Raw genomic sequence first — 21,452 nt, 5'->3', positions numbered from 1 at the left:
CAGCTAGAGGCGGCCGGTTGACCAACCGCTTGCCTTTTTGTACTTTAGATATATATCTAGAAGATATAAGCAAAGGAGTGCAATTGTGCGGGCATTCGTGACGGGGGGAACCGGACTGTTGGGCAGCAACCTGGTGCGCCTGCTGGTGGAGCGGGGGCATGCGGTGCGGGTGTTGGCCCGCGATCCCGAGCGGGCGCGGCGGGTGCTGGGCGAGCTGCCGGTAGAAGTGGTCGCGGGCGATCTGGCCGAGGTGGACGGGTTTGCCGGTCACCTGGCCGGTTGTGATGTTCTCTTTCACGCGGCGGCCTACTTTCGGGAGTACTTTCAGCCGGGCGATCACTGGCGGCAGTTGGAACACCTCAACGTGCGCTCGACGGTCGCGTTGCTCAAGGCGGCCGAGCGCTGGGGCGTTCAAAAAGCGATTTACGTCAGTTCCTCAGGGGTGATCGGGCCAAGGCCGGACGGGCAGCCCGCCGACGAGTCGGACCTGCCGGGAGCGCTTGCCATCGACAATCTGTACTTTCGCAGCAAAGTGCTCGCCGAGGCGGAGGTGTACCGGTTTTTAGCCCATCACGACCTTTCGGTGACGCTCATCTTGCCGGGTTGGATGTTCGGTCCCGGCGACAGCGCCCCCACCGAGAGCGGCCAGTTGGTGCTCGACTTTCTAGAGGGCAAACTGCCGGGGGTGCTGGAGATTCCCGGTTCGGTGAGCATCGCCGACGCGCGCGACGTGGCCCTCGCCATGCTGCAGGCCGTGGAGCACGGTCGCAGTGGCGGGCGCTACATCGTCTCGGGCGAGAGTTACGACTTTGTGCAATTGATGGAGAGCCTCGCCCGGGTGAGCGGGAAGACCACCCCGGCCCTGCGCATTCCCTACAGCGCCGCTCTGGCGATCGCCTGGGTCTCGCAGAACTTTGCAAAGCTCAGTGGCGGCAAGACGGTGCTCACCACCAGCGGCCTGCGCACGCTGGCCGATTCGGTGCGCCTCGACAGCGGCAAAGCCCAGCGGGAACTGGGCTTTGTGGCCCGGCCGCTGGAGGAGACCCTGCGCGACGAGGTCGCTTGGTTCCGCACCCGGGGCAAAGTTGCGGCCGGCCGCTAGACGAAGCTGCGGTCGACATAGCACCAGCGCCAGTCTTCGCCGGGCTCGAAGGAGCGCACGATCGGGTGGCCGCTTTGCTGATAATGTCGCAATCGATGTACAGCATATTTTTCGAGGGCCTGGCATTGGAAGTTGTACTGCGAATCGCGCGGAGCGAGCATTGGAATCAATATGCATTCTTAATTTCGCGAATCCTCTTGACACTTGTTTTTTTTCGAATATAGTTTCGCTGTCTCTCGGTATACACTATCTTCAAGTGGGGACAACGGGATGAAGATTTCGAGAAGATTGGCCACATCATTCATTTTAATTGGGATGCCCCTGCTGCTATCCAGCAGGGCGGCTTCCCAAAGCAAACTGCAAATATATATCAAGAACATTAACGATGGAACGTACTCACCAGGCGACGCGTTTTCATTGCCGGGAGGAGGGTACGACCTTGTACTGAGTGGCAGTGCTTCTATTTTTGCCACTGTCTATGACACGGGTGGCGATGGCCATTACACCGGTGCCACAACACCAACTTATGGTAACCACTCGGTTTGGGGTCCTGTATCCAGTGGTATGTTCATGAACACAACCGCTATTCTTACTTGTTCCGGACAAACGTGCCCAGTGCCAAACTAAACTGATTGTTGCAATCGGCTAAAGTTGCATCAGTCAGAATCTTCGATCCTAACCTGTATTGACTTCGAGGTTCGAGAAAATGAAGAAATTTGCAGTTGCTTTGATTACCGCGGCCCTGAGTTTTCAAGCCATTGGGGCCAACGCTCAACCTAGAATTCCGACTAAAATCTTCGATACGGTCACCCGAACGTACAGTGAGGGATCCATTTTTATCACTGTCGGTAAAGAAGCGGAGCTTTACGACGAAAATGGACAACTGCTGGAAAAGCTGCCCTTTAAAAGAAGAGTCACTGTCGGAAAAGAAGGGCCTACAGTTTCAGACTACGTTGGGGAAAATTACGTACTCACCTTCGATGAAGTGCGCCCTTCCCTATCGACTGCAGCACACTACCCCGGCGCCCGAGAAAAACAAAAAAGTTGAATTCCGAGCCTTTTGCAAGGAGCGATGGAGTATGCTCCAAGTGCCGCTCTAGCTTGCTCCGCAGCTTTCAGAGCGGGAACTATTGACGGCTATCGGAGCGGATTCAGGACTCGGGAGCTAGCATGGTCAGGTTATTAGACGTTTCCTGCTACCAAAGCCGCCCTTTCACTAAAGTCGCCGTGCGGACATTCCTCAAAGCATGCGAAAGCAATCTTTGAGGAATGTCCGCACAGAGCAGCAGCTTTTTCTGTTCAGTTGTTCGCCTCTGCGTATTCTTGGGTGTCAAACCGAGCCCCATCACAGCTGCTTTTTGGTTCGCGGCTTGCCTGGTTGCAAGTCCAAGCATTGATGATTACAAGCTGCAGCTATACGAAGCTGCGGTCGATATAGCACCAGCGCCAGTCTTCGCCGGGTTCGAAGGAGCGGACGATCGGGTGGCCGGTATCCACAAAGTGGCGGGTGGCGTGTTTATTTTTGGATGAATCGCAGCAGCCGATGTGGCCGCAGCTCAGGCACTCGCGCAGATGCACCCACCGCTCGCCCATAGCGAGGCATTCCTCACAGCCGTTGGCGCTCGGGGTGACGGTGCGGATTTGATCGGTGTGCTTGCACTTGGCCATGGTTCCTCCCGACGGTGGCGACAGAGCGCCTATGCAAAATTGTGCCGTATGGCTGCGTGCGGCACCAGTGCGTAAGATGGGCGCAAAGCCAGCCGCTGGAGCGCCGGAATGTCCGCCTACGTAAAATCGCCGCAGAACATCGTGTATCCGAGTGGGGATGGCGAACCTGTGGCTGAGACTTTTGTGCATCTCTATGCCCTGCTGACCATTCTCGAAGTGCTCAAGCAGTACCTCGAAGGGCAGCAAGCCACGGTATTGGCCAACCAGTTTTTGTATTTTATCGAGGGCAATCCCCGTGCCCGGGTCGCCCCCGACGTGATGGTCATCATTGGCGTCGCCCCCGGCGGCCGGGACAACTACAAACTCTGGGAAGAAGGTGGGCAGGTACCCGCCGTCATCTTCGAGATCACTTCCAAGGGCACCCAGGAGAAGGACAAAGCGTTTAAGAAAATGCTCTACGAACAGCTCGGGGTGCACGAGTACTGGCTGTTCGACCCGAAGGGGGAGTGGATAGCGGGGCAATTGCAGGGGTACCGGCTGGTGCCGGTGGAGGTGGACGGCGAGCAAGAAGAACTCTACACCCCGATCGTCGACAGCCGGATTGTTCCGCTCGGGTTGCGCGTCGCAGTGGACGGGCAGTTACTCGCCTTTTTCCGCGAAGACACGGGAGCGAAGTTATTGTTGCCCTCGGAGCTGCATGCCGAGCTGAGGCGCACGGCGGCCTTACTTGAGCAGGAGCACGGACGGGCCGAACGGGAGCGGGAGCGGGCCGAACGGCTGGCGGAGTACCTGCGCCGCCAAGGAATCGACCCGGATTCGATCGCCTGAGAACAGCCCGCAAAAAACCGGCGCCGCATGGGGTGGCGCCGGGACAGGGAAAAGCGGAGACAAAAAACGCTCTAGAGCGGCCGGTAGGTGCGGTAGTTCATGCTCGGGAAGATGTTGTCGACCGTTTCGACTTTCTGCAGCCACTCGCTGTCGACCTTGCCCTGGTGGATCGCTTCAAACAGACGATTGAAACGCAGCAGGTGCGACCGGGTGCGGCGCACGGCGTAGGGGACCATGGTGCCGGTGCGCATGATGAAGGCCCAGTCGGAGGATTGGGCGAGCAGCACCTCGCGGGCCGCCTGGTTGAGCACGCGCCACTCCAGTTCGTCGGCCGGCTCGCGTCTGGCCAGGTCAATCATCCGCTCGGTGGCCTTGTGCAGGTGCGGGTAGACCCAGGCGTTGGTGTCGTTGAGCCAGAACTCGTGAAAACCCTTGGCTCCCCAGCTCGACTGGGCCGGATGGCAGACCTGCTGGGTCGGATTGGCGCGCAGGTAATCGGCCAGGTGGGTCATCTGGTAGGTGTTCTGGTCGTAGTAGGACTTGCGGAACAAATAGTTCAAAAACCACGGCCCCTCGTACCACCAGTGACCAAAGAGCTCGGCGTCGTAGGGGGAGACGACGATGGGCGGGCGGCCCATCACCCCGTGCAGGTACTCGATTTGCTGGCCGCGGTTGAACATGAAGTTGTTCGCGTGCTCGGCGGCTTTTTCGCGCGCCCAGTAGGGGTCGTAAAGTTCTTTGCCGCCCATGTCGCCCTGGCGGCTGGTGATCTTGTGGTATTTGATGCCGACGTTCTTGCGGGTGCCGTTGGGCTGGATGTAGGGCTTGATGTACTCGTATTCGGCCTCGTAGCCCAGGTCTTTGTAAAATTCGCGGTAGGACGGGTCGCCCGGGTAACCCACCTCCGAACTCCAGACTTGCTGGGACGATTCGTAGTCGCGGCCGAAGGCGGCCACGCCGGTGGTGGTAAAGATGGGAGCATAGGCGCCGTAGCGCGGCCGGGGCTTGGCGTAGAGCAGACCGTGGGCGTCGGTGAGAAAATAGCGCAAACCGACATCGGCCAGCATCCGCTCAAGCCCGGTGTAATAGGCGCACTCCGGCAGCCAGATCCCCTTCGGTTCGCAGCCAAAGCTTTCGCAATAGTGATCGAAAGCCGTCTTCAGTTGCGCCCAGACCGCCTGCGGGTACATCTGCATCAAGGGCAAATAGCCGTGGGTGGCGCCGCAGGTAATAATTTCGAGATTGCCCGAATCTTGGAACGGCTTGAAGGCACTCACCAGATCGCCGTCGTAGCGCGCCCAGGTGGAGCGGGCGGCGGCAAAAAATTCTTCGTAGTGGTGGGCCAGGTAGTTGAGGTGCCCGTGGGTTTTGGTGCGCTCCAGTTCCTTTTGGGTCAGCTGCTCCAGCTGTGTCAGGTGCAGCTCGAATTTTTCCTGCAGGTACGGATCGCGCAACATCGAGACCAGGGGCGGCGTCATCGACATGGTGAGCTTGAAGTCGATGCCGTCGGCGCGCAGGCCCTCGAACATGTTGATAAGCGGAATGTACGTCTCGGTGATGGCTTCGTAAAGCCACTCTTCCTCCAGGACGTAGTCGCTTTCCGGATGGCGCACGAAGGGCAGATGGGCGTGCAGAACAAGTGCCAGATAACCCAGGGGCATGGCGGAACCTCGAAGTAAATAGTCAAAAGTCGGCGGGTGGCCGGGGCGCGGTTCGCCGCGCCCCGGTGGGCGAAGCGCTTAGTACGCTTCGATTTTCATCTCGGTTTTGGTGTTGGTGTGGCGCAGGGGCGTCTGGCGCATAAAGCGCATCGTGATCGCCCGGCGCTGCTCGCCGTCCACCGCCACCGCCTCGATTGGGAAGTTCATCAGCCCGTCGGGGAAAGCGTACTGGAAGCGGAAGGTGCCGTCGGGGGCGAGATCAATACGCTGGCCGCCGATGGTGACCGAGGCGTCCGGTTCGGTGGCGCCGTAGATAATCAGCTCGGCGTCGGCCACCAGCCAGAAGCCGCGGGCGCGGCCGGGCGGCACCGAGGCGCCGGAGAAGAGGGCGCCGGAGAAGAGCGCTCCGGAGAACAAACCGAGCCCCGAAGGGGTGATAAACGAACTGATCGCCATCTCCGAGAGCGGCACCTGCTGGTGGGAGCCGAAGAGCGAGCCGGTCACCGCCGCTTCCATACCGCCCGCGTACTCGAAGAGCGCCTCGTGGGGCGTCAGGCCGTAGCCGCGAGTGAGGCCGCCGCCCTGCAGCGCCGGGGCTGCCGCGTAAGGAGGCACCAGCGTATAGACGGTTTTGCCCTTGAGGTCCATGTCGAAGGGAATGGTGACAAACCGGTCGTCGATCCAGTCGGATGGGTACATCGGCGGAATGCGCACCGAGGCCGAGCGCGCCGCCACCAGCCAGCGCCCCTCACCGGTGCGGTAGCCGATGTCGATCACAAAGTCACGGTCGCTGATCGGAATTGGAATGTACCACTCGCGGGCCAGTTCGTCGCAGGGAAATTCCTGGACGCTGTGGCTGTTGTAGCCGTTGAAGCTGACATCGGTGACGTCGTAAAGGCGCAATGAAAGCTGTTGGCCGCCCTGGCGGCGCAACTCCTCGCGGTGCTCGTTGGGCACATCCCAGTAGACGTAGGCCCACTGCGGGTCGCGGGGCAAAATCACAATGCGGCTCTCGCCGTAGCCTTCGGGGAGATCCCCGAGATCTGCGTCGATATCCGAGAGGTCTTCGATTTCCATCTCCGACGCGCCAACGCGAAACTTGCTGTCTTCCACTTCTGCCTGGGCCTCCAAACCGCGAGTACGTCTGCCTGTTTGTTGCTGCAATTGAGCTTCGTGAATCGCCTCCAGCAGTTCCGTCTTCGTCATGCGGCTGTAGCGCGAAACTTTGTACTGCTGGGCCACCGCCCGCAGCTGCCGGAGGGTCATCTCTTCGAGGGACCACTGCTCATTCGGGGACATAGCAAACTCCCTAGCTGCGCAAAACCGTCACTTGCAAGCGCGCAAGGGCTCCAGGAGGAACCGCTGACGGGGTGATCCCGATGGGGATCGAGGTTTGGTTCTATAGTGCCAGGCATTTGTACTTAGATCAAGTCCTTGATCCCGGCGGGGATCACAACCGGCCCTGCCGCTGGCGTAGGATGGATCCGTTCGCTTGTGTTTTCCTGCCCATGCCCTACCAGGAGATTTCCGTCGCCGAACTCCAGCGCAAACTCGCTTCGCAGGCCGAAGGCACCCAGTTTGTCGATGTGCGCGAACCGGAGGAATTAGAGCAATCCAGGCTCGACGGCTTCATCAACCTGCCGCTGAGCCACTACCAGGAATGGTCGATGCGCCTGGGCGAGATTCTCGACCCGCAAAAAGAGACGATCGTACTATGCCACCACGGCATGCGCTCCGCCGACATGTGCTCGTTTTTGTTGCGCCGCGGCTACGAGAACGTCAAGAATGTCCAGGGCGGCATCCACGCCTACTCGCTGTACGTCGACCCGAACGTGCCGCGCTATATGTAGGAGCCTGCCCTTGCCCGCCCCGCAAGCCCTCAGCCGCCGCGCCGCTCTTGTGGTTCCGCTCGAACCGGTGGCCACCTACATTCGTATCCACGGCTACGCGGCTTTTGTGGCGGCCGTCGAAGCGGCGCAGACTTTCGAAGCGCTCCCCGAAACACTCCAAACGCTGATCCTCGAAGCGGAGCGGCGGGCGGGGGCGCGGGTCGATCCGGAGACAGGCTTCTGGCGACCCTAAGAGGCCACGATCGGCGTCGGCACGGCCAAGTTGAGGCTGAAACGCTCGAAACGCAGTCCTACCAGCGGTTGGCGCAACTGCAGCAGATGATAGGGGCTCTCGTCGGGGGCCTCGGCGCGCATCTCGAAGCGCACCGCCGCCGCCCCACCCTCGAAATGGGCGGCCGTGCGCAAGAAGGTGTCGCTTTTGTAGGTGATCAAATTGAGCCCCCCAAATTGCAGCGGCACGCTCAGATCCTGCAGGGCGTCGCGCACCCCGGAGAGCCATTCGGGAAGATCGATGGTGTGTAAGGGCAGCGCCTCGGTGCAACTGGCCGTCACCAAAGCCGGCAAGTCGGGAGAGCGGCGGACGGCGAAATCGGCCCGGCCGGGCTGCCAGGTGTACTCGAAGGTGCGCAGCTGCTTGGGCAAACCCCACTGGAAGCGGCCGTTGCGCAACGACACTTCCGAATCGACGTCCATCGCCGCCACCCACTGCGAAATCACATCGCCCGAGCGCACCAGCGCCGGAGCGATCACCAGTTCGTTGTAGGGTCCAATGGGTGCCTCATCGTAGGCGATCAAGGCAACCATGCCCAGGGTGTAGCCGGGCCAGGTCTGCAAAATCTCCAGCCCGGCGGGCACGAAGGATCGCACGGCCTCCACCGGAAACTGGGCCAATTCGAGCGCCGCCTGTCCCCCTACCTGCCAGGGGGGCGTCACCAACTGGGGGTCGTCCATGGGCACATCGAGGCTCGGATCGCTCGGGGTGCCCGTGCCCGGCACGCCGATATCAGGCAGCGAAAGATTGCGCAGTCCCGAAAACAACTGATCGATCATGGTGACTTTACCTTGCGGCGGTACTTATCAGTTTAGCGGCTGGTAGGGAGCGCCAGAGCCTCGCGGGCGCGCTCAACCACGGCACCGAGGGCGCCGGGGGCAAAGGGGGAGACCAACCCGGCCGAGCGAACCAGTTCCTGGAAGGGTGCTTCACCCCCCCGGCGGCACAGCGCCACGTAATCGGCGAGTGCCCCTGCGTAATCGCTCTGGGCCTTGGCCCAGAACTGCAGCGCGCAGCAGCCTGCGAGGGTGTAGTCGATGTAATAAAAAGGCGATCCGTAGATGTGCCGCTGCAACTGCCAGCGCCCGCCCGTCACCGGGTAGGCCAGATCCCCGTAGTCGCGCCAGGGCAGATAGCGCCGCTCCATCTCCAGCCACATCTGTCTGCGCTCGGCCGGGGTCGCCTCCGGATGGGCATAGACCAAGTGCTGAAAGTGATCGACCGCCACGCCGTAGGGCAAAAACAGCAGCGACTCGGCGAGGTGAATGGTGCGGAAGCGCTCGGCCTCGGATCCGAAGAAGCGGTCCATATAGGGCCAGGTGAGAAATTCCAGACTCATCGAGTGGATTTCGCACGATTCGAGCGTCGGCCACAGGTAGTCGTAGACGGGAGTATCACGGCTTTGCCAGTTCTGGAAAGCGTGGCCCATCTCGTGGGTGAACACTTCGACGTCGTGCTTGGTGCCGTTGAAGTTGGCAAAGATAAACGGCAGCCCGTGGGTTGGAAAGCTCGTGCAAAAGCCGCCGCCGGCTTTGGCGGGGCGGTTTTTGAGATCGAGCAGATGGCAATTCACCAGGGTCTGGAAAAAATCTCCGAGCGGTTCGGCCATCGCGCCGAACATGGCGCGCGCCTGCTCAATCATCCAGTCGTGATCGCCCAGGGGAGCGGGATTGCCCTTCGGATCGAAGACCGGCTCGTCCCAGAAGTAGACCCGCTCGACTCCCAGATTTTGCGCCTGGCGGGACACCAGTTGCTCGGCCAGCGGCACCACGCTCTGAGCCACCTGGTCGCGGTAGCGGGCCACGTCCTGGGCGTCGTAGTCGATGCGCTGCATGCGCCGGTAGCCCAGAGCGATGTAATTGTCAAAACCCAGCTTGCGGGCCATGGCGTGGCGCAGGCGCACCAGTTCGTCAAAAATGCGGTCGAGGGCGCCCGCGTGCTGTTCAAAAAATTGCCAATTCACCCGCTGGGCGCGGTGACGCAGCTCGCGATCGGCGTGCTGGGTGTATTTGCCGATTCCTTCGAGGTTGAGGGTCTCCCCTTCGAAGTCGAGCTTGGCCGAGGCGAGTAGTTCGGTGTACTCGGCCGCCAGGCGCGCCTCGGCCACCAGATCCGCTTCGATGGCCGGGTCGAAGGTAGTGACATCCGCCTCCCATAGGGCGAAGGCTTGAAGGCCAATGTGCGCTTCAAAGTCCGCCCGGCGGGGATCGCCGAGCAGTTGCCGCTTTAGTTGCACCTCCAGGTCGGTCAATCTGGGCGACAGCTCGTCGCAGTAGTCGCGGGCCTGTTTGGACTCGGGGTTGGCGGTGTCCTGGCTGAAGCGCAGGTAGGCGAGGGCACTCCAGGAAGCGAGCCGCCGCCTGAGCGCGTCCCAACGGCCAAAGGCGCTTTGCCAATCGCTCTGGGAAAGCCCCCGGTGGATCTCGTCGTACTCGGAGGCCACCTGCTCGTAGGTCGGCACCTCGGTTTGAATGTCTGAAAAATCCACTGGCTCCGCCATCGCCGTCCTCCCTCAACCAGAAACTCCCTGATTTTCCTACCGTAGCTTTTCAGAGGTAGTGGGCGCAGGCGCCTGGGTGGGCGGAGTTTTGCTGGTCACCGGTTTGTAGAGCAGCAGGGTCGCCCCAAAAAACGCAAAGCTCACGAGCAGGCCCATCACCACGCCGATGGCGAGTTTCTTGCTGAGGGGCCGCTCTTCGTATTGGAGCAGATCGTCGAACCAGGCGGGGTTGCCGCGCGGCAGGCCGTCGTCGTCGGATGGCGAGGGGCGCATGGGGGTCTCCAGAAACGCACATTTCATCGTAGACCCGCTTTAGCGCCGCGGCGGCGCCCCCGCCTGCCGCATCGACAGACCGATGCGGCCTAAGGCTGTGTTCACCTCCAGCACGCGCACCCGGACAATTTGCCCGACTTTGACAACGGCCTTCGGATCGGCCACGAAGCGGTCGGCCAGTTGCGAGACGTGCACCAGTCCGTCCTGATGCACACCGATGTCGACAAAGGCGCCGAAGTTGGTGACGTTGGTGACCACTCCCTCCAGTTCCATACCGACGACCAGATCTTTGAGTGCGTTGACGCCCTCTTTGAAGGTGGCGTACTGGAAGGCGGCGCGCGGGTCGCGGCCGGGTTTTTCGAGTTCGGCCAGAATGTCGCGCAGCGTGGGCTCGCCGACGGTGGGACCGGCGTAGCGGTTTAGATCAGCCGACTGCAAGTGTTTGGGAATCTCGGCGATGCGGTCGAGGGGAATGCCCAGATCGCTCGCCATCGCCCGGACCACCGGATAGCTCTCCGGGTGGACTGCTGTGTTGTCGAGGGGGTTGTCGCCGTCGCGGATGCGCAGGAAACCGGCCGCCTGCTCGAAGGCTTTGGGGCCAAGCTTGGTGACCTTGAGCAGTGCGCGGCGGTTTTTATACGGGCCGTGGGTGTCGCGGTAGATCACGATGTTGTGGGCGACGGCAACCCCGATCCCCGCCACAAACGTCAGCAGTTCGGCCGAGGCGGTGTTGAGGTCGACTCCGACGTGGTTGACGCAGCTTTCGACCGTCTCATCGAGCTTGCGCTTGAGCAATTTTTGATCGACGTCGTGCTGGTACTGGCCGACGCCGATCGACTTGGGATCGATTTTGACCAGTTCGGCGAGCGGGTCTTGCAGCCGCCTGCCGATGCTGATTGCCCCGCGTACCGTCACGTCGAGGTCCGGAAATTCGGCGGCGGCCACTGCGCTCGCCGAATAAATCGACGCCCCCGCCTCGCTCACCATCACCTTGAGGGGCTGCGGATCGAGCGCAGCAATTACCTCACCCACAAAGGCGTCGGTCTCGCGGCCACCGGTGCCGTTGCCGACGGCAATCAGCCCGATGCGGTGGCGGGTGATCAGATCTTGCAGCACCCGCGCCGCCTGGGCGCGCTGGCCTGCCCCCTGGTGAGGAAAAATTGCCTGGTACTCGATAAAGGTGCCCGTGGGGCCGAGGACCGCCACTTTGCAGCCGGTGCGAAAACCCGGATCGATGGCCAAGGTCGGCAATCGGCCGGCGGGGCTCGCCAGGAGCAATTCGCGCAAGTTGGCCTCAAAAGTCTGAATCGAGGCGAGGTCGGCTTCTTGCTTTTTGAGGGCGCGCACTTCGCCGGTCAAAGCATTTTTGAACAACCGCTCGAAGGCGTCCTGGAGCATCTGCTGCCAGAAGCGGCGCAAGGCCGGCTCGCGGGTGCGGATTTCGCGCGCCTCGAGATAGTCGAGCACAGCGCGCTCGTCGAACTCCAGATCCAGCGCGATCACCCCTTCCGCCTCACCCCGAAACAGCGCGAGCAGATTGTGGGGAGCGACACTGCGCACCGCTATTCGGTAATCGCGGTACATCTCGAACTTGGTGGAGCCCGGCGGGAAGTCCGGCTTGATGCGGGCGGCGAAATGCCCGGATTTGAGCAGATATGCGCGCACCCAGGCGCGCAAAGGCGCCCGCTCGGCTGCCGCCTCCGCCAGAATGTCCGCAGCTCCCGCGAGGGCTTCCTCGGCGCTTGCCACCGCTTCGCCCACGTACTTTACCGCCTCAGCTTCCAGGTCGACCGCCGGAGCGTCGGGGCGATTGAGGGCGGCAAGCCGATCAGCGAGAGGCTCCAGCCCCTTCTCGCGCGCCGCGGCGGCGCGGGTGCGCCGTTTGGGCCGAAAGGGCAGGTAGAGATCCTCCAGTTCGCTCTTTGTTCCGCATTGAACGATGCGTTTTGTCAGCTCGTCGGTGAGCTTGTCCTGCTCGCCGATACTCGCGAGGATAACCGTCTTGCGCTCCTCCAGTTCACCCAGGTAAGCGTGCCGCTCGGCCAGTTCGCGCAGTTGCACCTCGTTCAGGCCGCCGGTGCGCTCCTTGCGGTAGCGGGCCACAAACGGGACTGTCGCTCCCTCGGCAAAGAGTTTGAGGGTGTTTTCCACCTGGGTCGGGGCGAGGGAGAATTCCCGCGCCAGCACTTGGACAAGATTCGAAGCCATGGAGCCGGATTATTGTGTCATGCTGTTTCTGCCCAGCCATTTTAGCCGTCCACCTTGCCGCCTCCCGCAGCATTGTGTACAATTGTCCTTAACAGCCAAGCAAGCAGGAAACTCCCTATGGTAGCGACACAGCCCAAGAACGGGATGCAGGCGGAGGCATCGGCGGTGCCCACCAACCCAGGGGTGACCGAGTTGTCCAAATCGCGCCAGCGCCAACCCCAAGAGAACAACACCGAAAAAGCGATCAAAGAGATCAAAAACCTGATCACCCTCAAGCTCAAGGTCCAGCAGGGCCGCAAGCAGGTGGCGGGGGTGCGCGAGGCGATCGGACGGCTCTTTTCCGATGAAGAACTGGCCGAGGCCGAAGCCCAGCAGTTGCTTGAGCAGATCGACGCGCTCGGCGATTACATCAAACTGCGCCAGCAGTACCGCCTGGCGCGCGAGAAAGCCCGTCCCGCCCTCGCGTTGCTCGAAGAAAGCGAGATCAGCGAAGACGAGATTCTCGAATTTAATTGAGGTCCGTTTCGCCGCCTGTGCCCGATTCGGCCATGGGCGGCCATAAATCACTCAGCGAACGCATCCAGCGGGTGAGCGCCTCGCGCAGCGCCAAAAATCCCCAGCCGTTCTTGGCGGAGATGAAGATCGCGAGGGGATATTCCTGCTCGGCGAAGGCGCGTACCTGGGAGCTGACCCGGTCGACTTTGTTGAAGACCAATAGTTGCGGTCCGGTGGCGATGGGCAGGCTTTCGAGGATGTGCTGCACCGCCTGGATATGGTTCATCCAGGCCGGGTTGGACAGATCGACCACGTGCAGCAGGGCGTCGGCCTCGGTGACTTCTTCGAGGGTGGCCCGAAAGGCGTCGATGAGCTGCGGCGGCAGATCGTGGACGAAGCCGACCGTGTCTGTGAGCAGCACCGCGTCGCCGGTGGGCAACTCCAGGCGGCGCGTGGTCGGATCGAGGGTGGCAAACAGTTGGTCCGCCACCAGGGTTCCGGCGCCGGTGAGGGCGTTGAGCAGGGTCGATTTGCCGGCGTTGGTATAGCCCACCAGGGCGAAGACGGGCACTTCCTTGCGCTGGCGGCGGGCGCGCATGCGGGCGCGGTGGGCCTGAAGGTCATCCACTTCGCCCTGCAATTTGGCGATCCGGCGGCGGATCACCCGCCGGTCGGTCTCCAGTTTTGTTTCACCGGGGCCGCGGGTGCCGATGCCGCCGCCCAAGCGCGAGAGGGCCTCGCCCTTGCCCGTCAGGCGCGGCATCAGATATTGCAACTGGGCCAGTTCCACCTGCAGCTTGCCCTCGTGGGAGCGGGCGCGGCGGGCAAAAATATCGAGAATCAGTTCGGTACGGTCCACCACGCGCACCCCCAGGGCGAGTTCCAGGTTGCGCGCCTGGCTGGAGGTCAGTTCGCGTCCGCAGACGACCAGATTGGCCCCCAGTTCCTGGACGCTCAGGGCTACTTCTTCGAGTTTGCCCCGACCGATCAAAGTCGAGGGGTCGGGCTGTTCACGGCGCTGGTAAAAGACTTTGAGTACCTCGCCGCCTGCACTGGTGACCAGTTGCACCAGTTCGGAGAGTTCTTCTTCCATGGCGCGCTGGCTGGTGCGCGTCGAGAAAAAGTCGATGAGCAGCACCCGCTCGCGGTCGCTCTCGACTACCCGCGCCGTCCACTCCCGGCGAAATTCGTCTTCGAGATCGCCTAGAAATTCGTCAAAGTCCTGGTTGCTCACCTGGCCCAGCGGTTGGGGCGTCGAGACTACCCACTTGGCGAGCGGGTCCGGCACCAGGTTGGCGATGTGCACGCGCTGGACAAAGCCGCTCAGCCCGCCGCCCTGGCGCCGATAGCCCTGGATGGCCACATCGAGAATCACCAGCGCGTCGAGCCGCTGCAGGGCAAGGGCGGTGAGATCGCCGCGGCTGGGGCCGTCGCCATCGAGGCGGGTCGCCACGCAGCGCAGGCCGCTCAGGCGCTCGGCACCCTGGCGCGGCAGTTCGTCCGGCGAAAATTGGGTTTCTTTGGGGGTGCCGACACCGACGCGCACCACCTGGCCTCTGCGGTTGGCGTAGACGCACAGGGGCGTCTCCAGCTCCGCACTCAGGGCGGCCAGCCGCTCAGCAAACTCAGGGCTCAAAAAGCGGTTCACGGGGAACGGCCGGCTGTACAGGCGGCTGAGTTGCCTTAGTTGGGCAGGCTTGAGACCTTTGTGCGGACCGTAGATTTTGTCTATGGCTGGTTCTCTGAAAGCGGTAATCGTGGAATCGATGGCCACATTATAACCACCTCACCGAGGCGATCCCCAGGGTATTGAGGTGTGTTGGTCGATATCGTTGATCGCGCAAAAATGCGGTCGCGCTACCGTCAATTTTTTAAGCCCGTCGTGGCGATGCCGCGCACCAGTTGGCGCTGGCCAAGGGCGAATAGCACGATCACCGGCAGCGAGCCAATCACCGTCGCCGCCATCAGCAGCGAAAAATCGGTGGCGAATGTCTCCTGGAAACGGCTGAGGGCCAACTGCACCGTGAGCAGATTGCCGGCCGGTGCGAATACCAGCGGCTTGAACAGGTCGTTCCACTCGGCAATGAAGGTGAATAGTCCTAAAGTCACCAGCGCCGGGCGCGACAGCGGCAGCAAAATTTCCCACAGCACCCGCAGGCGGCTCGCGCCGTCGATGTAGGCCGCTTCTTCGAGGGCAAGCGGTACGGTGAGGAAAAATTGCCTGAGCAAATAGATACCGTAGCCGTTGGCGGCGGTGGGCAAGACCAGCGCCCAGAAACTGTTGACCAGCCCCCCGGCCCTGAGCACCAGGAAGATCGGCACCACCAGCACCTGGTAAGGAATCACGATCGTGGCGATCACCAGCAGCAGCACGCCGCGCTTGCCGCGAAAATTGAGCCGGGCAAGGGCGTAACCCGCGAGGGCTGAAGTGAGCACCTGCAATAACGTCACCATCCCAGCCACCAGAGCCGTGAGGGCGAAGGCGAGCAAAAAATCGGCCTGCGCCCAGGCCGCACGGTAATTGCCGAAGTTCCAACGGCCGGGATCAAGGCTCGCCACCAACCCGCCCGGCTGCAGCGAGCTGACCACCACCAGGACCAGGGGCAGCAGAATGATCCCTGCCCCCACCACCACCGCCAGCCAGCCGAAAGTGCGCATAGCGATCTATTGAACCACCCGTCGATGGTGTCCGCTGCTTTGTACCTGCTTTGTAGTGACGTACCCGACGCTCATGCTTTGCATAGAGCGCGGGGCTTCCCGCCTAAATAGCTAACGGCCGCCGCCCGGCCTCCGGGGCGGTTGCTCCACTCCCAACCAGTCGAAGGTGTCGATAAGTTCGTCTTTGCTCACGGTGAAACGCCCGTCGTCTTTGCCGTCTCGGGGGCGGCCATTCGCACCTTTGGGTTCCTCGCGGCCCCAGGGATTTTGCATTTCTACCTGCCCATCTTCGTAGCCGACCACGGCGTAGGCGTGGTTGTCCGGCAGGACAATCCCGCCGTTTTGCTTTTCGTCCTCGTTGTCGCTGAGGCTGGCAAGGGCCAGCCGGTCGTCTTCGAGGGCCGATTCCAGAGCGCTTAGAGCCTCGGCTCGGTGTTCGCCGTCTAGAGTGATCGCAGTGGAATCGTTGCCGGTGACGGCGCGGATCGTGTTTTCGAAGTTGTTGCCGTCGCCGCTCAGGCCCGCCTGCAGGACGGCTTTTTCGTAGACCGCCTGCCAGTCGCCATTCTCGGCGCGGCCGAAGTAGGCGCGCTCGGCGTCGGTGAGGGGGGCTACCTTCTGCTCGCCGCTGCCGAGTTCGACGCTGAAGCTGCCGTCTGCGTTTTGCCCAAAGCGCTCCTGAACCGCCTCGGGATCTTGAGAAAGTTCGCCGATCAGGGCCGAGAGCGGATTGCAGGTGCCGGCGTTGCCCTGCTTGACATCGGCCGCCTCGATGGTGCCGTCGCCGGTAAAGAGCCCCTGGCTACGGGTTTGATCGCTGAGTCCTTCGATGTAGTTGTCGGTGCGCAGGAAGTAAGCTTCGGTGAGCTTGCGGTTCTCGTCGTCCTCGCCAAGCCGGGTGTAGGCGAGCAAATCCGCCTGGCTCATTCCTTTAGGGTCTTCCGACCACGGAAAGCGGCCGTCGTCGCTCAATGCGCCGATATTCCAGGTGTCGGCCTGCCCCTGCATCGAGCGCAACGTGCCCAGGGTTGCCGCATCCTGGCCCTCGATGCTCGGATCGCTCATCAGCTGGATGGTTTCGGTCTTTTCTACCAGGCCGTCGTCATCGAGATCCCAGTTGTCAAAGTTGCGGTAGGCGCCGTGGGCAAAGCTGTGCTGCTCGACGACGGGCACCTGCGACGGATCCGCTGCGGTGGTGGTTTCGTTTTGGGCTTGATCTGCCGCTGCGACCCGGTCCTGGGCCTGGGCGATAAACCAGTTGTTGCCCTGGGTGTCTTCGAGGGTGTCGCGACCATGCCCGGCGTGCAGGACATCGTCCCCTTCGCCGCCGGTAAGCTTGTCGTCGCCGTCGCCTCCGTCGATCGTGTCGTTGCCCTCGCCGGCGTCGATCGTGTCATTGCCCAGACCGCCGCGGATCAGATCGTCGCCCCGTTCGCCTGCAATGGTGTCGTCGCCGCCGCCCCCGTCGATCGTGTCATCGCCCCGGCCGCCGTCGATGGTCTCGTTGCCGTCGCCACCCTGGATCGTGTCGCTGCCATTGCCGGCTTCGATGGTAAGGTCGGCCTGGACCGCCGCGTCGATGGCGAAGGTATCTCCTCCGGCTCCTCCCCGGAGGGTGAGGTTGTCAGCTTCCTCGCCCAGGTACGATTTGCTGAAGCCGGATTGGGTCGAGACTGTGACGCCGTCGACTTGCCGCAAAATGCCCAGCCCCAGAAATCCGTCGTCGTAGTGGGCCTCGACGACAAGTTCGTCGCCGAAGCTTGCCCCCTGCACCGTGATATCGCCCTCGGCGTCGCGGGTCTCCCGAAAAAGCGTGTTGCCGTCGTCGTCCTGCTGTTCGCTGAGAATTTCCGGGGCCGCCTGCGGCCCCTCGGATTCGAGGCTCGCAAGCAGCTGCGGCTCCTCGGGTTCCGGTGCTTCGAGCGCCATCGCCGGCTCGTCCATTTCCCCAGGCGATGCATCTTCTTCGTGAAATTCTTCTTCTTCTTCGGGCATCTGCCGCTCCCTGACAACCGCCCGGCTACTAGGGTTTAAACCGGCGTGGGCAAGTTCCAGCGATCGAGCCAATCGTCGATCGCTGCCAAGAGCCGTTCGGAGTCGATACCGGCAAGCTCAGCGGCGATGGCCAGACCGCCCGCGCCTACCCCTTCTTTGACGTAGCCGCGCTCGTAAGCCTGCAAAGCCGGATGGCGGGAGTGCGAAAAGTCGAGCGCCGCGGCCAAAAGCGGCACCACCCCGATGCGCGCCGCCAACAGCGCCGCATCGGCGGTCGGATCGGCGGCCACCCAGCGGGTGGTACCCACCGCTATCTGCTCCGGCCGCCAGCCAAGCCCCGCCTCCGCCGCGAGGCGCTCGGCCACCGCCGCCACCGCAAGCATCTGTGTCCCTCCGGCAAGCAGCACCGGCACCCGGTGGCTCGCCGCGATTGCCATCCCGGCAATGGCCGGTTGGGCGGGGTCGCCCAGGGCGGCAAGAATCGCCAGGGCAGAGGCATCGATTGGCAAATCGGCTTTTTGAAGGGCCAAGTCCACCAGCGCCCCCTTTTGGGTGTGGTTGCAGCGGGGATGGGAACTGCTCACCAGCCCGTCGGCGGCATGACCCAGGGCGCGCAGCACCGCGAGCGCCGTCGTCGTCCCGCCGGCCACGCACTCGCCGATGGCCAGGTAGCCGCCCTCGTCCGCAAGCCGCTCGCCCCAGGCGAGACCCTGAGAAAATAAGTGAGCGACCGTATCGGGTGCCAGGGCTCGGCCGGTGCTCAGGCAGCGGGCCGGTGAGCCGCCCAGGTGGACCGCATCTTTGCAGGTCTCGGGCAGTCCGGCGTCGAATACCCGTACCGGCAGTCCCAACAGTTCCACCACCGCGCGGCTAATCACCACCGGCGAAGGGTACCCTTCCGGGGCACTGGGCAGGCGCGCCGAGCGGCCCGCCAGCAGCACCTCGCCGTCGCCCAAGGCAGTAAAGCGGCGGGCCTCAGGTGTCAGGCCCGCCGCCGAGATGCCCGGAATCAAAGCGGTCTCCGTAAAACCCAGCACGCAGGCAAACTGCGGACGAATCCCCGTCAGGCGCTCCGTCCACCGCCGTCCCCGCTCGGGATCAAAACAGTAAATGACCATGGGCAAAATTCTGGCACCGATCGGCCGACGTGGGCACGCCGCACCCACGTCCGACGGCAACCCCTCCCCAGTTGCTCGTGGGCACCCGATCAACATCAGGGTCCTCTTGCGGCCGGTTTAGCCACCGGGGCAGGGTTGGGGCTGACCACCACGGTGGTGAAGGCCTCCGGCTGCAGCAGGCGGTTGGCCACCCGGCGGATGTCTTCGACTTTGAGCGCTTCTAAAGAACGCACGAAGCGGGTGGGGTAGTCGCGGCCGAGGCCGTAGATGGCTTCTTCGAGCAGCAGATTGGCCACCCCGGCGTTGTCGGTGAGGGCCAGCGGAAAGCGATCGATAAGCGAGCGGCGGGCGCGCTCCAGTTCGGCCCCAGTGGGGCCGTCTTTGCGAAAGCTGGCCAATTCTTCGTTCACGGCGGCCACCGCCCGCTCGACGTTGGCCGGGTTGGTCTGCATCTGGATGGTAAAGGGGCCGGCGAGTTCGCCGGGGGCGTAGCGGGAGTAGACGCCGTAGGTGAGGCCCAACTGGTCGCGCACGCGGGCGCCGAGGCGGCTCGAAAGCGTGTTGCCCCCGAGGATGTCGTTCATCACCAGCACCGCGTAATAGTCCGGGTCGGTGCGGGCGATGCCGACACCGCCCAGGATCACTTGCGCTTCGCGCTTGCCGGGCAGGACCACCGCCTCGCGGCGCAAGGCCGGGGTGACCGGGGCGGCCTTCAACTCGGGCGCCGGTCCTTCGACTTTCCAGTCGCCAAAATGGGTGCGCACCTGCTCAATAACCCGCTGCGGATCGACGTCGCCCACCACCGTCAAAATAAAGTCCTGGGGCCGGTAAAAGCGGCGGTGAAAATCGAGCAGATCCGCGCGGGTGATCGCCTTGAGCGAAGCTTCGGTGATCTGGGTGTGAAACGGGTGCGCCGGCGGGTACAGCAGCGAGTAAAACGTGCGCTGGGCCACCCCCGCCGGGCTGTCCAGGGTGTTGGCAAGGCTGGTGAGGTACTGGGCGCGCACGCGCTCGAATTCTTTTTCAGGAAAGACGGGGTTGCGCACCACATCGGCGCCCAGCGCCATCAGCAGGTCGAGATCTTCAGCGAGGGCCGCAGCTTGCATCAGGGTGTTCTCGCGGCGGGCCTGGAAACCCAGGCGGATACCCTGATCCTCCAGCAACATCGCCAATTCGTCGGCGCTGCGGGTGCGGGTGCCCTCGTCTAAGAGCGCGCTCACCATACCGGCGATCCCGGCGCGCTCGGGATTTTCGAAGGCCGAACCCGCCTGGAAGCGGCCCAACACCGACACGGTGGGCGCACTCGGGTTGCGCAGCACCTGCACGCGGATGCCGTTGGGCAAAGTCGCCTCCACCGGCCGCGGCTCACGCACCGGACCGGATTTACCCAGGGCGGGCAGGTAGCGGCTCACTGCGTCAAAATCCACCGGCTGGCCGCTCGCGTAGGAGGTGACTTGGGTGGTCTCGGGCGTGCCTTGAGGAGCGGCAGCCGCACCGTCGGTGGGGATGAACACCCCGACGGTGCGGTTGGTGGGCTCGAAGTACTTCTGCAGCACCCGCTGAATATCCTTGGAAGTCACCCGGTCGATCTGCTGCAAGTAGGTATCCAGTTTGCGGTAATCGCCGAAGGTGGTCTGAAAGGAACCGAGCAGGTTTGCCTGGGCTTCGATCGAATCTTTGCCCAACAGCAGGCTGACGCGCACCTGCTCGCGGGCGCGGGCCAGTTCCGCCGCAGTGACGCCTTGGCTGCGGACCTCGGCGAGGGTGGCATCGAGGGCTTTGAGTACAGTTTCAGGATCCTGGCGGGGGGTGATGCTGAAGCTGTACCAGCCGGGGTCCCTTTGGGTCGACTGGCTGCCCCCGGCCCCGGTGGCAAGGCCCGTCTCGACGAGCGCTTTAAAGAGCCGGCCGCTGCGGCCGTTGGTGAGAATCGTGTCGAGCACGTCGATTGCCGGCACGTCGGGATCGTTCGCGGCGGGGGTGCGGTAGAGCACCTGCAGGGCGGGCACCCGGCCGGGACGGCGCAACTCGACGCGCTGCTCGGCGCTCTGGGGCGGCTCGACCGGGGGCACCAGCGGCTTGAAACCGGCTATCGGTTCAATCGGCCCAAAGTGGCGGCGCACCTTTTCAAGCAGCCGGGCGGTCTCAAAATCGCCCACAACGATGAGCGTGGCGTTGTTGGGACCGTAGTGGCGGCGGTAAAAATCGCGCACCTGATCGACCGTGAACGCCTCGACGTCTTTGCGCTCGCCAATGGGTGTGATGCGGTAGGGATGACGATTAAAAGCCTTGGCGAGCACCATTTCGTTCAGTACTGAGCGGGGATTGTTCTGGCGGCCGTCCAGTTCGGAGAGCACGACGGTCTTTTCGCCGGCGAGCGACGGGGCGTCGATCACCGCGCCGCGCATGCGGTCGGCCTCCAGTTGCAACAGCGCCTCCAGCTTGTCCGAACCGGCGGTGGCGTAGTAGGCGGTCTGATCGAAACTGGTAAATGCGTTGGCATCCGCCCCCAAGGCGTTGAACAGCCGACCGAACTGCACCGGGCGGGCTTTGGTGCCTTTGAACATCAAGTGCTCCAGTTGGTGGGCCAGACCCGTGCCGCCGGGCGCCTCGTCGCGCGATCCGACACCGTACCAGACTTGCACGGTGACGGCGGGGCTGGTGCGGATTTCTTTGGTAAGTACCCGCAGACCGTTGGGCAAGATCGTCTGCTGCACCTCGGCGGCGAGGGCGGGCGCTGCCGCCCACAACACCAGAAGCACACACCAGAACCAGGGAATTGTTTGCATCGTCGCCATCGCGCGCAAGCCTGAGCTAAGATGGCG

The 21,452-nt window shown here is 62.9% G+C and carries 18 protein-coding genes and 1 pseudogene; 6 read left to right on the top strand and 13 right to left on the bottom strand.

What is annotated here, in order from left to right:
• Positions 1 to 85 precede the first annotated feature (85 nt).
• Positions 86 to 1,102 carry an SDR family oxidoreductase gene (locus tag GLL_RS21400; RefSeq protein ID WP_011144142.1) on the top strand — a complete coding sequence of 339 codons (1,017 nt, stop codon included), beginning with the start codon at positions 86 to 88 and terminating at the stop codon, positions 1,100 to 1,102.
• Here the strand turns inward: GLL_RS21400 and GLL_RS23850 are convergent.
• Positions 1,099 to 1,200 (bottom strand): annotated as a pseudogene (locus GLL_RS23850) (UBP-type zinc finger domain-containing protein); the annotation flags it as partial. The gene GLL_RS21400 and the pseudogene GLL_RS23850 overlap by 4 nt on opposite strands.
• Positions 1,201 to 1,808: 608 nt before the next feature.
• Between GLL_RS23850 and GLL_RS21390 the strand changes: the two are divergent.
• Complete coding sequence (locus GLL_RS21390; protein WP_011144140.1) at positions 1,809 to 2,150, top strand: hypothetical protein; 342 nt, start codon at positions 1,809 to 1,811, stop codon at positions 2,148 to 2,150.
• Between the two features lie 365 nt (positions 2,151 to 2,515).
• On the opposite strand, the gene GLL_RS21385 is transcribed toward GLL_RS21390, so the two are convergent.
• Positions 2,516 to 2,770 carry a ubiquitin carboxyl-terminal hydrolase 14 gene (locus tag GLL_RS21385; protein ID WP_011144139.1) on the bottom strand — a complete coding sequence of 85 codons (255 nt, stop codon included), beginning with the start codon at positions 2,768 to 2,770 and terminating at the stop codon, positions 2,516 to 2,518.
• A 108-nt stretch (positions 2,771 to 2,878) separates the two neighbouring features.
• Between GLL_RS21385 and GLL_RS21380 the strand changes: the two genes are divergently transcribed.
• A complete protein-coding gene (locus GLL_RS21380) occupies positions 2,879 to 3,598 on the top strand; it encodes a Uma2 family endonuclease (RefSeq protein WP_011144138.1) in 720 nt (239 codons plus the stop codon).
• A gap of 71 nt (positions 3,599 to 3,669) precedes the next feature.
• Here GLL_RS21380 and GLL_RS21375 read toward each other — a convergent pair whose 3' ends face one another.
• Positions 3,670 to 5,259: a glycoside hydrolase family 57 protein gene (locus GLL_RS21375; RefSeq protein WP_011144137.1), complete on the bottom strand. Its 1,590-nt coding sequence runs from the start codon at positions 5,257 to 5,259 to the stop codon at positions 3,670 to 3,672.
• A gap of 78 nt (positions 5,260 to 5,337) precedes the next feature.
• Positions 5,338 to 6,558 (bottom strand): DUF4912 domain-containing protein, encoded by a 1,221-nt coding sequence (locus tag GLL_RS21370; protein WP_011144136.1) that lies wholly within the window; start codon positions 6,556 to 6,558, stop codon positions 5,338 to 5,340.
• Positions 6,559 to 6,767: 209 nt separating this feature from the next.
• Between GLL_RS21370 and GLL_RS21365 the strand changes: the two genes are divergently transcribed.
• Positions 6,768 to 7,109, top strand: coding sequence for a rhodanese-like domain-containing protein (locus GLL_RS21365; RefSeq protein ID WP_164929463.1), 342 nt, complete (start codon positions 6,768 to 6,770; stop codon positions 7,107 to 7,109).
• A gap of 10 nt (positions 7,110 to 7,119) precedes the next feature.
• Positions 7,120 to 7,341, top strand: a complete 222-nt coding sequence (locus GLL_RS21360) for a hypothetical protein (RefSeq protein WP_164929462.1) — start codon at positions 7,120 to 7,122, stop codon at positions 7,339 to 7,341.
• Here GLL_RS21360 and GLL_RS21355 read toward each other — a convergent pair.
• Genes GLL_RS21355 through GLL_RS21340 form a run of 4 tightly spaced genes read right to left on the bottom strand, consistent with a single transcriptional unit; the run spans position 7,338 to position 12,361 of the window.
• Positions 7,338 to 8,159, bottom strand: coding sequence for an acetoacetate decarboxylase family protein (locus GLL_RS21355; protein WP_011144133.1), 822 nt, complete (start codon positions 8,157 to 8,159; stop codon positions 7,338 to 7,340). The genes GLL_RS21360 and GLL_RS21355 overlap by 4 nt on opposite strands.
• A gap of 32 nt (positions 8,160 to 8,191) precedes the next feature.
• Entirely contained in the window at positions 8,192 to 9,880 is a 1,689-nt protein-coding gene (locus GLL_RS21350; protein ID WP_011144132.1) for a M3 family oligoendopeptidase, read from the bottom strand.
• A 36-nt stretch (positions 9,881 to 9,916) separates the two neighbouring features.
• Positions 9,917 to 10,153 (bottom strand): hypothetical protein, encoded by a 237-nt coding sequence (locus GLL_RS21345; protein ID WP_164929461.1) that lies wholly within the window; start codon positions 10,151 to 10,153, stop codon positions 9,917 to 9,919.
• 39 nt (positions 10,154 to 10,192) lie between these two features.
• Complete coding sequence (locus GLL_RS21340) at positions 10,193 to 12,361, bottom strand: Tex family protein (RefSeq protein WP_011144130.1); 2,169 nt, start codon at positions 12,359 to 12,361, stop codon at positions 10,193 to 10,195.
• Positions 12,362 to 12,478: 117 nt separating this feature from the next.
• Here GLL_RS21340 and GLL_RS21335 point away from each other — a divergent pair, with 117 nt between their 5' ends.
• Positions 12,479 to 12,877, top strand: a complete 399-nt coding sequence (locus tag GLL_RS21335) for a hypothetical protein (protein ID WP_011144129.1) — start codon at positions 12,479 to 12,481, stop codon at positions 12,875 to 12,877.
• On the opposite strand, the gene hflX is transcribed toward GLL_RS21335, so the two are convergent.
• From hflX to GLL_RS21310, 5 genes are all read right to left on the bottom strand, one after another.
• On the bottom strand, positions 12,870 to 14,630 hold the full coding sequence (gene hflX, locus GLL_RS21330; RefSeq protein WP_011144128.1) for a GTPase HflX: 1,761 nt from the start codon (positions 14,628 to 14,630) through the stop codon (positions 12,870 to 12,872). The two genes, GLL_RS21335 and hflX, sit on opposite strands and share 8 nt — an antisense overlap.
• An 89-nt stretch (positions 14,631 to 14,719) precedes the next feature.
• Positions 14,720 to 15,514 (bottom strand): carbohydrate ABC transporter permease, encoded by a 795-nt coding sequence (locus tag GLL_RS21325; RefSeq protein WP_011144127.1) that lies wholly within the window; start codon positions 15,512 to 15,514, stop codon positions 14,720 to 14,722.
• A 111-nt stretch (positions 15,515 to 15,625) separates the two neighbouring features.
• A complete protein-coding gene (locus GLL_RS21320) occupies positions 15,626 to 17,509 on the bottom strand; it encodes a C2 family cysteine protease (RefSeq protein WP_011144126.1) in 1,884 nt (627 codons plus the stop codon).
• 35 nt (positions 17,510 to 17,544) lie between these two features.
• On the bottom strand, positions 17,545 to 18,627 hold the full coding sequence (gene cobT, locus GLL_RS21315) for a nicotinate mononucleotide-dependent phosphoribosyltransferase CobT (RefSeq protein WP_231848270.1): 1,083 nt from the start codon (positions 18,625 to 18,627) through the stop codon (positions 17,545 to 17,547).
• A gap of 95 nt (positions 18,628 to 18,722) precedes the next feature.
• Complete coding sequence (locus tag GLL_RS21310) at positions 18,723 to 21,416, bottom strand: M16 family metallopeptidase (protein WP_164929460.1); 2,694 nt, start codon at positions 21,414 to 21,416, stop codon at positions 18,723 to 18,725.
• Positions 21,417 to 21,452 lie beyond the last annotated feature (36 nt).

The sequence above is a fragment of the Gloeobacter violaceus PCC 7421 genome (genome assembly GCF_000011385.1).
Lineage (GTDB): Bacteria > Cyanobacteriota > Cyanobacteriia > Gloeobacterales > Gloeobacteraceae > Gloeobacter > Gloeobacter violaceus.
The sequence above is the reverse complement of the archived record's forward strand: the minus strand, read 5'-3'. Positions and strand labels throughout refer to the sequence as shown.

Bases quoted from the DNA above. Each gene is read 5' to 3' on its own strand.
- GLL_RS21390 (WP_011144140.1), top strand. From the start codon at position 1,809: ATGAAGAAATTTGCAGTTGCTTTGATTACCGCGGCCCTGAGTTTTCAA.
- GLL_RS21385 (WP_011144139.1), bottom strand. From the start codon at position 2,770: ATGGCCAAGTGCAAGCACACCGATCAAATCCGCACCGTCACCCCGAGC.
- GLL_RS21380 (WP_011144138.1), top strand. From the start codon at position 2,879: ATGTCCGCCTACGTAAAATCGCCGCAGAACATCGTGTATCCGAGTGGG.
- GLL_RS21375 (WP_011144137.1), bottom strand. From the start codon at position 5,259: ATGCCCCTGGGTTATCTGGCACTTGTTCTGCACGCCCATCTGCCCTTC.
- GLL_RS21370 (WP_011144136.1), bottom strand. From the start codon at position 6,558: ATGTCCCCGAATGAGCAGTGGTCCCTCGAAGAGATGACCCTCCGGCAG.
- GLL_RS21365 (WP_164929463.1), top strand. From the start codon at position 6,768: ATGCCCTACCAGGAGATTTCCGTCGCCGAACTCCAGCGCAAACTCGCT.
- GLL_RS21355 (WP_011144133.1), bottom strand. From the start codon at position 8,159: ATGATCGATCAGTTGTTTTCGGGACTGCGCAATCTTTCGCTGCCTGAT.
- GLL_RS21350 (WP_011144132.1), bottom strand. From the start codon at position 9,880: ATGGCGGAGCCAGTGGATTTTTCAGACATTCAAACCGAGGTGCCGACC.
- GLL_RS21345 (WP_164929461.1), bottom strand. From the start codon at position 10,153: ATGCGCCCCTCGCCATCCGACGACGACGGCCTGCCGCGCGGCAACCCC.
- GLL_RS21340 (WP_011144130.1), bottom strand. From the start codon at position 12,361: ATGGCTTCGAATCTTGTCCAAGTGCTGGCGCGGGAATTCTCCCTCGCC.
- GLL_RS21335 (WP_011144129.1), top strand. From the start codon at position 12,479: ATGGTAGCGACACAGCCCAAGAACGGGATGCAGGCGGAGGCATCGGCG.
- GLL_RS21325 (WP_011144127.1), bottom strand. From the start codon at position 15,514: ATGCGCACTTTCGGCTGGCTGGCGGTGGTGGTGGGGGCAGGGATCATT.
- GLL_RS21320 (WP_011144126.1), bottom strand. From the start codon at position 17,509: ATGCCCGAAGAAGAAGAAGAATTTCACGAAGAAGATGCATCGCCTGGG.
- cobT (WP_231848270.1), bottom strand. From the start codon at position 18,627: ATGGTCATTTACTGTTTTGATCCCGAGCGGGGACGGCGGTGGACGGAG.
- GLL_RS21310 (WP_164929460.1), bottom strand. From the start codon at position 21,416: ATGCAAACAATTCCCTGGTTCTGGTGTGTGCTTCTGGTGTTGTGGGCG.